The 13,075-nt window shown below is 61.6% G+C and carries 14 protein-coding genes; 4 read left to right on the forward strand and 10 right to left on the reverse strand.

The window, feature by feature from the left end:
* Nucleotides 1-74 precede the first annotated feature (74 nt).
* The gene (locus L6758_RS03510; protein ID WP_237204512.1) at nt 75-659 is read right to left on the reverse strand and encodes a DUF2017 domain-containing protein; all 585 of its coding nucleotides are present in this window, start codon (nt 657-659) and stop codon (nt 75-77) included.
* Nucleotides 660-663: 4 nt separating this feature from the next.
* Nucleotides 664-978 (reverse strand): ATP-dependent Clp protease adapter ClpS, encoded by a 315-nt coding sequence (gene clpS / locus L6758_RS03515; protein WP_237204513.1) that lies wholly within the window; start codon nt 976-978, stop codon nt 664-666.
* Nucleotides 979-1,115: 137 nt separating this feature from the next.
* On the opposite strand from clpS, the gene L6758_RS03520 reads away from it, so the two are divergent.
* Together L6758_RS03520 and L6758_RS03525 are read left to right on the forward strand one after the other, a co-directional pair.
* Complete coding sequence (locus tag L6758_RS03520; protein ID WP_272878732.1) at nt 1,116-2,426, forward strand: nicotinate phosphoribosyltransferase; 1,311 nt, start codon at nt 1,116-1,118, stop codon at nt 2,424-2,426.
* 16 nt (nt 2,427-2,442) lie between these two features.
* Nucleotides 2,443-3,069, forward strand: coding sequence for an isochorismatase family protein (locus tag L6758_RS03525; protein ID WP_237199971.1), 627 nt, complete (start codon nt 2,443-2,445; stop codon nt 3,067-3,069).
* A gap of 219 nt (nt 3,070-3,288) precedes the next feature.
* On the opposite strand, the gene L6758_RS03530 is transcribed toward L6758_RS03525, so the two are convergent.
* The 6 genes from L6758_RS03530 to L6758_RS03555 all read right to left on the reverse strand — a co-directional run bounded on the left by L6758_RS03530 (nt 3,289) and on the right by L6758_RS03555 (nt 10,021).
* On the reverse strand, nt 3,289-5,076 hold the full coding sequence (locus L6758_RS03530) for a DEAD/DEAH box helicase (RefSeq protein WP_237204514.1): 1,788 nt from the start codon (nt 5,074-5,076) through the stop codon (nt 3,289-3,291).
* Between the two features lie 114 nt (nt 5,077-5,190).
* Nucleotides 5,191-6,075, reverse strand: coding sequence for a hypothetical protein (locus L6758_RS03535; protein WP_237204515.1), 885 nt, complete (start codon nt 6,073-6,075; stop codon nt 5,191-5,193).
* A 53-nt stretch (nt 6,076-6,128) separates the two neighbouring features.
* Nucleotides 6,129-6,416 (reverse strand): DUF3039 domain-containing protein, encoded by a 288-nt coding sequence (locus tag L6758_RS03540; protein ID WP_185174469.1) that lies wholly within the window; start codon nt 6,414-6,416, stop codon nt 6,129-6,131.
* 141 nt (nt 6,417-6,557) lie between these two features.
* Complete coding sequence (locus tag L6758_RS03545) at nt 6,558-8,177, reverse strand: hypothetical protein (protein ID WP_237204516.1); 1,620 nt, start codon at nt 8,175-8,177, stop codon at nt 6,558-6,560.
* Nucleotides 8,159-9,049, reverse strand: coding sequence for an ABC transporter ATP-binding protein (locus tag L6758_RS03550; RefSeq protein ID WP_237204517.1), 891 nt, complete (start codon nt 9,047-9,049; stop codon nt 8,159-8,161). The genes L6758_RS03545 and L6758_RS03550 overlap by 19 nt, the downstream gene beginning before the upstream one ends.
* 54 nt (nt 9,050-9,103) lie before the next feature.
* Nucleotides 9,104-10,021: a co-chaperone YbbN gene (locus tag L6758_RS03555; RefSeq protein ID WP_237204518.1), complete on the reverse strand. Its 918-nt coding sequence runs from the start codon at nt 10,019-10,021 to the stop codon at nt 9,104-9,106.
* A gap of 148 nt (nt 10,022-10,169) precedes the next feature.
* On the opposite strand from L6758_RS03555, the gene L6758_RS03560 reads away from it, so the two are divergent.
* Entirely contained in the window at nt 10,170-11,492 is a 1,323-nt protein-coding gene (locus L6758_RS03560; protein WP_237204519.1) for an AI-2E family transporter, read from the forward strand.
* 108 nt (nt 11,493-11,600) lie between these two features.
* On the opposite strand, the gene L6758_RS03565 is transcribed toward L6758_RS03560, so the two are convergent.
* Nucleotides 11,601-11,942 (reverse strand): ATP/GTP-binding protein, encoded by a 342-nt coding sequence (locus L6758_RS03565; protein ID WP_237194299.1) that lies wholly within the window; start codon nt 11,940-11,942, stop codon nt 11,601-11,603.
* 57 nt (nt 11,943-11,999) lie between these two features.
* On the opposite strand from L6758_RS03565, the gene nucS reads away from it, so the two are divergent.
* Entirely contained in the window at nt 12,000-12,716 is a 717-nt protein-coding gene (gene nucS, locus L6758_RS03570; protein WP_237204520.1) for an endonuclease NucS, read from the forward strand.
* A 101-nt stretch (nt 12,717-12,817) separates the two neighbouring features.
* Here the strand turns inward: nucS and L6758_RS03575 are convergent, their stop codons facing one another.
* On the reverse strand, nt 12,818-13,075 hold the full coding sequence (locus tag L6758_RS03575) for a F0F1 ATP synthase subunit epsilon (RefSeq protein WP_237204521.1): 258 nt from the start codon (nt 13,073-13,075) through the stop codon (nt 12,818-12,820).

The raw sequence follows: 13,075 nt of genomic DNA on the forward strand, positions 1-13,075 counted from the left end.
CGCAGCGACCGGCTTTTGAGTGGACTATCACGCCCCGGCGCCCGCGCGGGGCGTCATAATCGGTCACGAAAGCGCTAGAGCGGAGCGGACGGCCCTGCCCCGGCCTCGTCCAGGCCCAGCAGCAGGCTCTGCATCAGGCTTTCTTGCAGCCAGGTGACAAAGTTGTAGAGCAGGGCCATGTAGTCCTCGGTGCTCTCTACGCTGCCCCAGTCGGTATGTTCGCCAATACGGTCGGCGTCCTCAGCGCTGTTAATCCCTAAGCGGGTGCCCAGGGTCAGGCGCACGTCGTTGAGGGCAGCGGCCCAGCTATTGGCCCGCTCGGTATCCAGCCGCACAACCCCGGCCTGCAGGTCCATGGATGCCTGGGTGAGGTGTTCGATTTTGGCCCGGCGTAGGGAAAGGTCGGTGAAGCGGCGGTATTCGTCGGCAACTTCCGGGTCGTCGCTCGCCACCGGCAGCATGCGGGCAACAGCGGGGTCACTGGGAACGCTGGCGGTCTCAGAAATCCCCACCAGGGCCGCCAGGGGGTCGGCGTTGGGGTCTTCTTCCGGCTCCAGTGCCAGGGCGACGTCCTCAAACAGGCGGGTGAGCACCTGTACCTCTTCAGGGGTGAAGCGGGCAGTAATGCCACGGGAGGTTGGGGTAAAGGGTTCAGCCATAAGACTATGCACCTGCCTGCTCGATGGTTGCCCACAGGCCCCAGGTGTGCAGGGCGGTGGTGTGCCTCTCGGCTTCTTCTTTGGAGCCACTAAAGACGGCGGCTTTACCTTCGGTATGGACCTGCATCATGAGCTGGTGGGCCTTTTCGGTGCTGTAGCCAAACTGGGTACGCAGCACGTAGGTCACAAAACTCATGAGGTTCACCGGGTCATCCCAGACAATCACAGCCCAGGGCAGGTTGAGCTGGGTGTTCACATCTAGGGCGAGATCAAGTTCAAGATCTGCCAGAGTGTCGGTGGCTGAAGCAGCCGAGGGCATAAGGCCTACTCCTTAGGTCAGTTGTACCTTATCTATCATAGAGCTCTTCCATCTCTCTTGCCCCAGTTCGTTCACTGTGGGAGCAAGCAAAGCTGAGGGGCAGGGCTGGGCTTAGGCACAGACAAAAGGATAAAGTTATACCCGTGAATCAAAAAACTTCCCTCCTGACCGATCATTACGAGCTGACCATGGTTCAGGCTGCCCTGGCTTCGGGTGCCGCCCACCGCCGTACCGTCTTTGAGGTTTTCACCCGCAGGCTTTCGGGCGGACGCCGCTACGGCGTCTTGGCAGGCACCGGCAGGTTGCTTGAGGGGCTAGAGAACTTCCGCTTTGATACCGAAGAGCTGGAGTTTTTGGCCTCCCGTAAGGTGGTCAATGAGCAGACCCTGGATTACCTTGCTAACTTCCGTTTTTCCGGTTCTATCCGGGGCTATGCTGAGGGCGAGGTTTTCTTCCCCCACTCCCCCGTCTTGCAGGTTGAGGCGTCCTTCGCAGAGGCCTGCCTGTTAGAGACCTTTATTCTCTCTATCCTTAACTTTGACTCTGCCGTCGCTACCGCTGCCTCCCGTATGACGGTTGCCGCGGGCAAGCGCCCCTGCCTTGAGATGGGCTCCCGCCGGGCCCACGAGCAGGCTGCTGTCTCTGCCGCCCGCGCCGCCGTCATTGCCGGCTTTACCGCCACCTCGAACCTTGAGGCCGGTCGCCGTTACGGGCTCCACACCGTCGGCACCAGCGCCCACGCCTTCACCCTGCTGCACGACTCTGAGCGCCAGGCTTTTGAAGCCCAGCTAGCCTCTCTGGGGGTGGGCACTACCCTGCTGGTCGACACCTACGATGTTGAAAAGGCAGTAAACCTGGCCGTTGAGCTGGCAGGAAAGGAGCTGGGCGCCGTCCGCCTGGATTCTGGTGACCTGGTTGCCCAGGCCCAGAAAGTGCGCGAGCAGCTCGATGCCTTGGGCAACACCGGCACCAAAATTACCGTGACCAGTGACCTGGACGAGTACGCCATCGCGTCCTTAGCAGCTGCCCCCGTCAACTCCTACGGGGTGGGCACCAAGCTGGTCACCGGCTCCGGTGTTCCTACCTCTTCCATGGTGTATAAGGTGGTTCTGCGCGAGAACTCCCAGGGAGTAATGGAGCCTGTCGCTAAGGCGTCCTCGGGTAAGGCATCTGTGGGCGGCAAGAAAACCGCCGTCCGCCGTCTTGATACCACCGGTACCGCCACAGCCGAAGTGGTGGGGCTTGATATTGAGGCTCCGGCTGACTCCAACGACCGCCCCCTCATGGTAGACCTGGTGGTCGACGGGCAGATTCAGCCCGGCTTTACCGGGGCTGAGGGCGTGCGCCGAGCTGCCGAGCGTCATGCCCGTTCCCTCACGGAGCTGCCGGTGGCCGCTACCCGTCTCTCCCCCGGCGACCCGGTCATTCCCACAGAATTTGTCTCTTAAGAAGAAGGATCACACGATGTCAAAAGCACTCATTATTGTTGATGTTCAGAACGACTTTTGCGAGGGCGGCTCGCTCGCTACCGAGCGTGGTGCAGAGGTTGCGGCCCTTATTAGCGAGTATGTAGAGAACCACCACGGCGACTACGAGGCGATTGTCGCCACCCAGGACTGGCACGTTGACCCCGGTACCCACTTTTCTGAGAACCCCGATTTCAAGGACTCCTGGCCGGTGCACTGCAAGGCTGAGAGCCACGGTGCCGAGCTGCACGAGGATCTCGATACCGACTACATCGAGGCCTACTTCCGCAAGGGCGAGTTTGAGGCCGCCTACTCGGGTTTTGAGGGTCTGCTGGCTCCCGAGGATTCTGTGATGACCGGCGAGCGCGAGGCCGGTGCCCCGGCTCAGGACGATACCCCCAAGGTGTCGCTGGATGACTGGTTGGCTGAGCGTGATATTACCGATGTTGATGTGGTGGGTATTGCCACCGATTTTTGTGTGAAGGCTACTGCGCTGGATGCGGTGGATGCGGGCTACGAGACCCGTGTGCTGCTTGATTTGACGGCCCCGGTTGATGAGGACGCCCTCGATGAGGTGAGCGATGAGCTTGAGGACGCCGGGGTAACGGTCACCGAGGTGCTGTAGCCCAGGAAATTTGATGTTCTAGTGGCTGTGCTTGTGGTGCCAGCAGGCTGGCTCGGGGCTGGGTCTACGGCGACTGGTGGTTGTGGTGCTAGCAGGCTGGCTCGGGGCTTGCTCTACGGGGCCGGTGGTTGTGGTGCTAGCAGGCTGGCTCGGGGCTGGCGTTTAAGGGTGCCTGCTGGCACCACAACCACCGGTCTCAATCGTCCTCCGGCAGTCTACCTACTTACGCCCCACGAACCAGTCCTGTAGCTTGTCCAGGCGGGCCTGGAGCTGTTCTGCTGAGGCCTGGGCGACGGCGGGCCCGCCGCAGATTCGGCGTAGTTCATTGTGGATAGAGCCGTGGGGTTTGCCGGTGCGGGCTGCCCAGGCGGCAACATTTTTAGCCAGCTTGTTGCGCAGGTCTTTGAGCTGGCGGTGGTCGACGACCTGGGGGGCGGCGGACGCCGGTCGGCGGGAGGCATGGTCTTTTTGGCGGGCGCGGAGCAGGGTGCCTACCTGGTCGGCGTCGAGTAGGCCGGGGATGCCGAGGAAGTCTTGTTCTTCGTCGGAACCGATTTCAAGACCGCCGGAGGCGAATTCGGCACCGTCGAAGAGGACGCCGTGGAAGGAGGCCTGGGAGCCAATGGCTTCAAATTTGCCGCGGGTGAGCTGGTCGCTAGCGACTTCTTCTTTGTTGGCTTCTTCGATGAGGTGGTCGTCTAGGCCTTCGTTGAGGGGGTCTACTACTTCATCATTTGCCCCCTTGCGGTCGAGGGCGTGGTCGCGTTCGGTTTCCATTTCGTTGGCCAGCATCATGAGCTGGGGTACGGAGGGCAGGAAGACCGAGGCAGTTTCGCCGCGTTTGCGCGAGCGCACGAAGCGGCCGATAGCCTGGGCGAAGAAGAGGGGGGTGGAGGTTGAGGTGGCGTAGACGCCGACGGCTAGGCGGGGGACGTCCACGCCTTCGGATACCATGCGCACGGCTACCATCCAGCGGGAAAGACCTGCGGAGAACTCTTCGATGTTGTTGGAGGCTTCTTTGTCGTCGGAGAGAATGAGGGCGGGTTTTTCGCCGGTAATTTTTTGGAGCTGTTTGGCGTAGGCCCGGGCGTCGGCGTGGTCCGTTGCGATGACCAGGCCACCGGCGTCGGGGACGGTACGGCGCACTTCGGTCAGGCGTTTGTCGGCGGCGGCCAGCACGGTGGGGATCCATTCGCCGTCGGGGTTGAGGGCAGTACGCCAGGCCTGGGCGGTGACGTCCTTGGTAAAGCCCTCCCCTAGGTTGGCGGCCATTTCTTCGCCAGCGGAGGTGCGCCAGCGCATCTGACCCGAGTATGCCATGAAGATGACAGGGCGCACGACGTGGTCTTTGAGGGCGGGGCCGTAGCCGTAGGAGTAGTCGGATTTTGAGCGGCGGATGCCGTCGGCGTCCTCTTCGTATTGGACGAAGGGGATGGCTGCGGTGTCAGAACGGAAGGGGGTACCGGTCAGGGCTAGGCGGCGGGTGGCCGGTTCGAAGGCTTCGCGCAGGCCGTCGCCCCAGGAGAGGGAGTCACCGGCGTGATGGATTTCGTCCATGATGACCAGGGTGCGGCCGTTTTCGGTGCGGGCCCGGTGCAGCATGGGCTTATTGGCGACCTGGGCGTAGGTGAGGGCGACGCCCTGGTAGCCGCGGCCCATAGTGCCGTCTGAGTTTTTGAAGTTGGGGTCGATGGAGATTCCGACGCGGGCTGCGGCGTCAGCCCACTGGCGTTTGAGGTGGTCAGTGGGGGCGACCACGGTCATGCGGTTGATGGTGCCGCGGTTGAAGAGTTCCTTGGCGACGGTGAGGGCGAAGGTGGTTTTACCTGCGCCGGGGGTTGCCACGGCCATGAAGTCGCGGGGGTTCTCGGTGAAGTACTTGGTCATGGCTTCGGCCTGCCAGGCGCGGAGCTTAGGCGCGGTTCCCCAGGCGGCGCGGTCGGGGTAGGCCGGTGGCAGGGGCGGGTTGGAACCTTCGCCGAAGAGTGGTAGCTGGCTGTCGTTCATCTCGTATCTTCCCTTCCCTCTGTGGCTGCCCTCAAGGTTTTTGGGCACCACAAAAGTTTAGCCCCATTCGGGAGGGAATGGGGCTATGAGTCATCTCTCGATGAGTCTGGTTGACTAGGCTACCGGCAGGGCAGGCAGCAGGTTGGTCAGGGTCTGACCGGCGAGGTTGATGGTTTCAGTTCGGCCGTCGGTGGCGTTGATAACGATGGCGCCCGAGACTACGGTCAGAACGACCTCGAAGTCGGCTTCGGGGTTGTCCCCGTAGTAGACCGGGGCCTGGCTGAGAAGTAGCTGGGCCAGGGTTGAGGTGCTTGAGCCGTCGGAGGTGAGGGTGATGGTCTCATTAGTGGTGTAGGTGACGCTCACGGTCTGCTGCTGGCCGTTGGTTGTCTGCGCTCCGTAGGTTGCGGTCATCTCTGCGCTGTTGACGCCGGTGGCGGTTACGGCGCTGCCGCCGCTCTGCTTGACCAGGTGGCGGGTTTCGCCGTCACGCGCGCTGTCGATGGGTAAGGGGTCCCAGCCGTCGGGGAAGGTGACCACGTAGTCCAGGCGGAAGGAGGCTCCCGCGGCGAGGATGGCGGTGCCCGCTACGGGTGCTCCGGTGGTGTCTTCGGGGCTGGAGAACCAGAGGCCGGTGCCGCCGTAGGTGCCGGAGTTGAAGCCGCCCAGGCTACCGCCGGGGGTGAAGGTGCCCTCGCCGTTGGCAACCAGGCCGGTTGCCCCGTCCGCAATGAGGCCGGTGGAGTCGTCGAACTGCACGTCGCCGCTGGTGTTGCTGGTGCCGCCGAAGGTTGAGGCTACGCCGACGTTGGTGTTGTAGCCGGCGCTGGCGTCCTCAATAGCGACTTGGGAGAAGAGCCCCCAGCGTACAGTCAGGGTGGGAGACAAGGTGCTGCTACTCGCGGAGTAAGCGGGTACGGCAGTTGAGGCCGCGACAATGGGCGCCGCCCAGAGGCCGGCTGTGGCCAGGGTGCGGCGCGAGGTTTGGGGAGAGGTCATGTAGATGTGTTTCCTGAGTGGTGGTTCTGAAGAACGGGAGTAATGTTTGCTCTTTAGTTCTCGTCGTTACCGGGGGCTAGGCCCTCGTAGATTTCCTTGCACTCGGGGCAGACGGGGAATTTTTCGGGGTCGCGGCCGGGGGTCCACTTTTTACCGCAGAGGGCGCGCACGGGCTTGCCGGTGAGGGCGGATTCCATGATTTTTTCTTTGCGCACGTAGTGGGCGAAGCGTTCGTGGTCGCCGGGTTCGACGTTCTGGACTTCTTCGCGTTCCAGCAGGGCGGTTCCGCCGGAGTGGGCGGTTTCGGGGAAGGGGTCTTCGATGCCGGGAATTGATGACATGCCGGGTCTCCTTGGAGTTAGAGCGGTTGGTCTTGTTTACCAGTGTAGTGCCCCCGTCAAGACGGCGCCCGGCTCCTGCCGTGGGGCAGGGGCCGGACGCCGCTGGTGGGGTTGCCTGTTTCTAGCAGGTTGAGGGGCGGGCTAGCTGTAGCGGGCTACTCGCTGGTACATGTCTGCTACGTGCCGTTCGTAGTTTTTCGCTCCGGCGCGGACGCCCAGGTAGAAGGCTGCTACCCCAATCAGGGCAGTGACGGCGGCGCCCAGCCAGAACCAGAGCATGCTATCGGTAATAGCCGTGGCCCCCATACCGATGAGGGACGGCAGGGAGAGAGCCATAGGGATAAAGATGAAAAGGCCCCGTGCCATGGTCTTAGCCATACCGTCTGGCTGTTCCGGGGTCTTCCAGGGGCTGGTTCCCGGTGGTACCACGGGTGCGTTGAAGACGGTGTCGAGGTAGTTGGCCATGCCGTTGGCGATAAAGTAGGTTCCCAGGGAGCTCACCAGCAGAGGAAGGGCCCAGGCAGCATGACCGGTTAGGAAGGCAAAAGCCAGGGTGCCCAGCACAATCATGGGCAGGTAGAGCATCATCATGCCGTAGGCCCGCCCCAGCCTGTCATCGATACCACGCAGGGGTGAGAGGGCGTGCAGGGAGAAGGCCGAGCCTTCAAAAGAAGCCAGGGCAGACTGGGAGTAGCCTGCCATCGCCGGTATAAAGGCAACCGCCATGACAAAGGCCATGGGGTTCGTCATCTCTTCCTCTACCCCGTTCGCTGAGACGATAAAGCTCCCCGAGATAAAGACCATCAAGATATACATGAGCGGCATCATGAGCACGTTGAGGTTGGCCCGGGAATCCCGGAGCATCATGTCGAAGGTACGGGCGGCGATAGCCCCGCGCACGGTGGCTGGAAAGCGCCCGAGAAGCCCCAGGTTACCCTGGGCCAGGGTTTTGCTTTCGTCCTGCACCCCGGTGGATTCTCCCACGCTGGCCATGGTTTTAGCCGCAAAGAACTGCCAGATGAACCAGGCCATGCCACAGTAGACCAGGGTGAGCGCGGTGAGGGCTAGAGCGATGCCGTAGCGACCGGCTCCTACCTGCGGGGCAATAGCCCAGGCTGAAGCTACAGGAGTCCACTGCAGGTAGCCGAGAACCTGCCGGAGCTGCTCGGTGTTGCTGGTAATGCCCGTGATAGTCGCCAGCATCAGGGGCCCGGCAAAGATCAGGGCCGCAAAGGCAAGAAGGGTGAGGGCGTTACTCACTGAGCGTCGCGAGCGGACGGGTATAGAGGCTACCGCGGTCAGGCGTCCGCCCAAAATGGCAAGGGCAAGGCCCAGTAAACCTGCCGGGATGAAAGCCAGGGTAGCTGCTAGCGAGTAGAAGTTGGAGGTTATCAGAGCCAGGACGGCTAGTACCGTCAGCGCACCGGGCACCCCAATCAGAGCCCCCAGGGCTTGGCCGCCCATGAGCTGGCGGACGGTAATGGGGTAGGGTGCGAGGCGCTCCGGGTCTAGGGTGGGGTCGGCACCGGCTGCGACCAGGGGTATCAGCCACCAGGCCAGGGTCAGCAGGCTACCTGCCAGCCCCAGAATCAGCAGGGAATCGGTGGGGTTTTGCAGGGTGAAACCTATACCGGCCACGCCCGCCAGGGCGCCGAGCCCGTAGAGCAGGCCAAAGACCAGACCCACGATAGCCCAGGCATTCCCGTTACGGAAGATAGCGAGGAAGTGGTCGAACTTGAGTTTTAGGAGGACTGCAACCATGAGATTCCCTCCGATACAACGCGTCCGCCCACCAGTTCAACAAACCGTTCTTCCAGCGATGCGCCGCCGCGCACCTGTTCCACGGTGCCAGAGGCCAAAATACGGCCGGCGTTCATAATGGCAACGTGGTCGCACAGGCGCTGGACCAGGTCCATGACGTGGGAGGAGATAATAACGGTGCCGCCGCCTGCCACATAGGCCTTGAGAATATCCTGGATGTTCGAGGCAGAGACCGGGTCAACCGCTTCGAAGGGCTCATCGAGCACCAGCAGGGAGGGGGCGTGAATCATGGCGCAGGCCAGGGCTATTTTCTTGGTCATACCTGCTGAGTAGTCGGCGACCTTGCGGCCGGCGGCCCCGGTCAGGTCCATAGCCGTGAGCAGGTCACGGGTTCGCTCAGCCACGGTTGCCTTATCGAGCCCGTGTAGACGGCCAGCGTAGGTGAGGAGCTGCTCGCCGGTGAGCTTGTCGAAGAGGCGGACGCCGTCGGGCAACACACCCACCCGGCGTTTAGCTTCTAGGGGGTTGGCCCAGACGTCCAGACCGCCCACCAGTACCTGCCCGGCGGTGGGCTTGAGCAGGCCCGTTGCCATGGAGAGGGTGGTGGTCTTACCTGCGCCGTTGCGCCCTACCAGCCCGTAGAAGGAGCCTCGGGGCACGGTGAGGTTGACTCCGTCTACCGCAGCCTGTTGGCCAAAGACCTTCACCAGGTTGGTGATCTCCAGGGCTGCGCTGCCCCTGCTGGCCTCTGCCACTTCAGCTTCTACCGGCGCTGAAACCGGCTCAGTCAAGCCGCTGCTGGGTGCCTCTTCAGGCCGGTTGCGGGTTTGGTCGTAAGGTTTATTCTGCGGGGGAAGGTTCTCGTGTGCCATATCTCCACTGTAGCCAGCATCACGGGCTTTTCCCTCCCCCGCTAGGGTGATTCCTTAAAAAAGAGCCATCATCAGGGCTGAGCGGGCCTTTGTGACGCGGGGGTCGGCTGAGCCTACAACCTCGAAAAGTTCCAGTAGGCGTTCGCGTACCGTGGTTTTGGTCTCCGCGTCCACAGCCTTGAAGAGGGCGATAAGACGGTTGAAGGCATCTTCCACGTGTCCACCCGCTACGTCTAAGTCGGCGACGTTGAGCTGGGCCTGCACATCGCTAGCATCGGCGGCAGCTTTTTGGCGTTCTTCCGCCAGGTTTAAAGTAGAGACGCGGTGAAGCAGGTGCACCTGGGCTAGGCCGATTTTAGCGTCCGTATCGCCCGGGTTCTCGTTGAGCGCGCGTGTATAGGCGGCTTCCGCTCCCTGGTAATCGCCCCGATCTAGAGCCTCAATAGCTTCCCTATGCAGGGGCGGTAGGGGCTTCTCGGCCTCTGACAATACCGGTTCGAACCCACCGGGTAGGCCCTGCTGAGCGGCGAGCTGCAGCACCTGGCCCAGCACCTCGGTCAGGGCCTGGGGCTCAACGGGACCGTTAAAGAGCGGGGCCGGGCGGCCAGCAAGCACAGCCACGGCCGCAGGCACACCCTGAATCTGGAAGGCCTGCCCGATCTCGGGGGTCTTGGTAATATCAACGGCAGCCAGCAGTAGGTTGCCACCGGCAGAGTTCACCAGGGCCTCTACCTGCTCCAGCATCTGAACCGACGCCGGCGAGTGAGGTGCCCACAGGGCAAAAATCACGGCGCCCCGGTTGGACTCCTGCACCAGCTGCTGGAACTGGGCTACATCGGTCACATCGAGTCGCCAGCTGGCAGCGGAGCTCTCCTCAGCAGGCTCAGCGCTGGAAACTGCCGACCCCGCAGCCCCCAGGTCCAGGGCGTTTCGTACCGAAGCGGGTAGGTTCTGATCGTCAATCCCGGCCATTGGCCTTCCTTTCACAGCGACAAATATCTCTACTGTCTATGGTGCCAAAGCTCAGCCGGTAAGCGGGCACCCCTGCCCTAGTTCTAGCCCAGGGCAGAATCACGATAAGGTTGGACACAGTAACTACACCCCTACCCGAGTAGCCAGCATGCCCTCATCTTTTTCTCCCTCCCGACTCCTGCGGTCTCTCGCCTCCCGCACCAGCCGCGCACAGGCGTCCGCGCAACCAGATTCCCCGGCCAACACCGAAGAAAGCGGCACCAGGCAGTCGCAGAACAACAAGTTCGCGCTACCGGCTATCCCCGGTGCCCGGCCCCGCCACCGCCTCCAGGTGCCCGAAGAACCGGCCCACCTCAAAGAGAATAAGGACGGCGCCGCCCCCGCTCCCCCAGAAACCCACGCCCTAGCCCCCGGCAAGGGACGCTACATCAGCAACCCAATCTACTTTGGTTTCATGCTGGCTGTAGGTGTGGGGCTTACCTGGATGGGCATGTACTTTGTCCTCAACATTGGTGCCCTAGCAGGCTGGCTCACCGGTGCAGTCTTTATCGGCCTGGGGCTAGACCCAGCCGTGCGAAAACTAGAGAAGTGGGGCCTGCCACGCGGAGCAGGCGTCACCCTTGTTTTCCTTCTCTTCGCACTGGCAGCTACTGCCCTCATTTTTTGGATCATTCCCCTCATCGCCCGACAGGCGGTTTCCTTTATCACGGGCTTCCCCCAGCAGTTTGAGAACTTCCTCAACTCAGACTTTTTCTCGGGTCTGGACCGGCAGTATCACATCCGTTCAGCGGTAGATGCTGAGGTGGAAAAATTCTTTGCACAGCTCACCTCCGATACGTCAGTGGTCAGCGGATTTCTTAACTCCCTCATGAATGCAGGCTCCACTCTGGCAGAGGTCACCACAGGCACCATCATCGTGCTCTTCCTCTCCATCTACGTGCTCGCCTCCCTACCCACTATTAAGGCCTGGTTCATCCGCCTGGCCCCTGCCTCTAAGCGTGAACGAGTCGGCTACCTCACCGAAAAAATCACCAGCTCCGTAGGCCAGTACGTCATGGGCCAGGCTCTCGTTGCTATCTGTAACGCCACCTGCGCCGCCATCATCATGCTGATCGTGGGCGTACCCTTCGCCCAGCTGCTCATGCTCTTCGTCCTGCTCCTGGCCTTCATTCCCCTGGTCGGTGGCGTCAGCGCCGCCGTCCTGGTCTCGGTTGTCTCGCTCATCGACAGCTGGCAGACCGCCCTCTTCTTCCTTATCCCCTACCTGATTTACCTGCAAATTGAGGCCTACTTCATCTCCCCCCGCATCATGAGCAGGGCTGTGGCAGTACCCGGTGCTGTAGCCATTATCGCAGTGGTAGCCGGCGGCTCTCTTTGGGGTGTGCTCGGTGCCCTCATCGCCATTCCCGTGGCGGCGTCCCTGCTGATACTAGTCAACGAGGTACTCGTGCCCCGCCAGGACCAGCTCTAACGACCCATCCGCTTTCCTTGACCCGGTAGCGCCCTGCCTTTGAGCAGTGGCCGCTACCGGGTTTTTCTACGCTTCTAACGCCCTAGTTCTGGTGCAATCCGCCGGGTTCTACCAGAATCTACGGGTTGCCCAGCACCGCTCGTGCCAATGGCGGCGTTCCTCGATAGCCCGCTGGGCACCAAACATGTGGTCCTGCTGCCAGACCACTAGGTGCGCCACCCCGGGCTGGATAGGCCGCTTACATTCGGGGCACTTATAGGTTTTCAGTGCATTGATAGAGGGGATGTACTGCACATACCAGTCCCCGTCTTGGGCCCGCTCCACTCGCGGGGCAGGGTCAAGGATACGGGAAATATCGCGCCCAGCGGGGCGGGCTTTCTGCCACTTGCTGGGGGCGGCCCCGGAGTTAGAGTTGGGGCGGCGGGGCTTAGATGAAGAACGACGAGGCATTCCCCTATTCTTGCACGGGCCGCTGTGCCCACCCAAGCCACCTGTTAGAGTGGTACGGTGCGTTTAGTAATAGCTGATTGTTCCGTAGACTACATGGGCCGTCTCAATGCCCATCTGCCCCGCGCTACCCGCCTGCTCATGATCAAAAATGACGGCTCTGTGCTGATTCACTCCGATGGTGGCTCCTATAAGCCTCTGAACTGGATGAGCCCACCCTGCCGCCTGCATATTTCCCCTCGTGAAGAGTTCGAGGGAACATCCATAGCAGAGGAGCTTGACCCCGATGTGAGCGAGCTTTGGACGGTTCAGGCCGCCAAGACCGACGACAAGCTAGTTATTCGCGTCTTTGGCACTCACGGGGAACTGAGTCACGACCTGGGCATTGACCCGGGGCTTATTAAGGACGGAGTTGAGGCCGACCTCCAGCGTCTTTTGGCCGAGCAGATTGAACTACTGGGTGCTGGCTACCGCCTGGTGCGCCGTGAGTATCCCACAGCTATCGGTCCGGTTGATATTTTGGCCAAGGACGCCGGTGGTGTCTCTGTGGCTGTTGAGCTCAAGCGCGTAGGGGATATTGACGGCGTAGAACAGCTCACCCGTTACCTAGAGCTCCTCAACCGCGATCCCCTGCTTGCTCCGGTTCAGGGTGTCTTTGCAGCCCAGCGCATCAAGCCCCAGGCTCGCACTCTGGCAGAAGACCGCGGCATCCGCTGCGTCTCTCTCGACTACGATGCTATGCGCGGAGTGGACGACGTAGAATCCCGTCTATTCTAAACAGCTCCTTCTTTCTTGAAACAAGATATTAGTTCATAACAAGGACGCCGCCCTCCCCCAGGTCTGGGGAAGGGCGGCGTTTTGGTGTAGAGCAGCAGAGATTAGATCTGTGCGTGCTTCGCTGCGATGGTGACTCGATCGTTTGAGACGGTCAAGAAACCTTCGTGCAGGCGGGTGGTCTTCTTCTCGCCGTTGGTTGCCTCAATCAGAAGCTCACCGTCTTCAGCAAGAAGGGCCATGGTGGGGATGTGACCGGGCATGATGCCCAGGTCGCCATCGACGGTGCGTGCGCGCACGTACTTGGCTTCGCCAACCCACACGATTCGTTCACGGGAAACGACTTCAACTTTCAGTGCCAT

Source organism: Rothia nasimurium (genome assembly GCF_928382285.1).
Lineage (GTDB): Bacteria > Actinomycetota > Actinomycetes > Actinomycetales > Micrococcaceae > Rothia > Rothia nasimurium_E.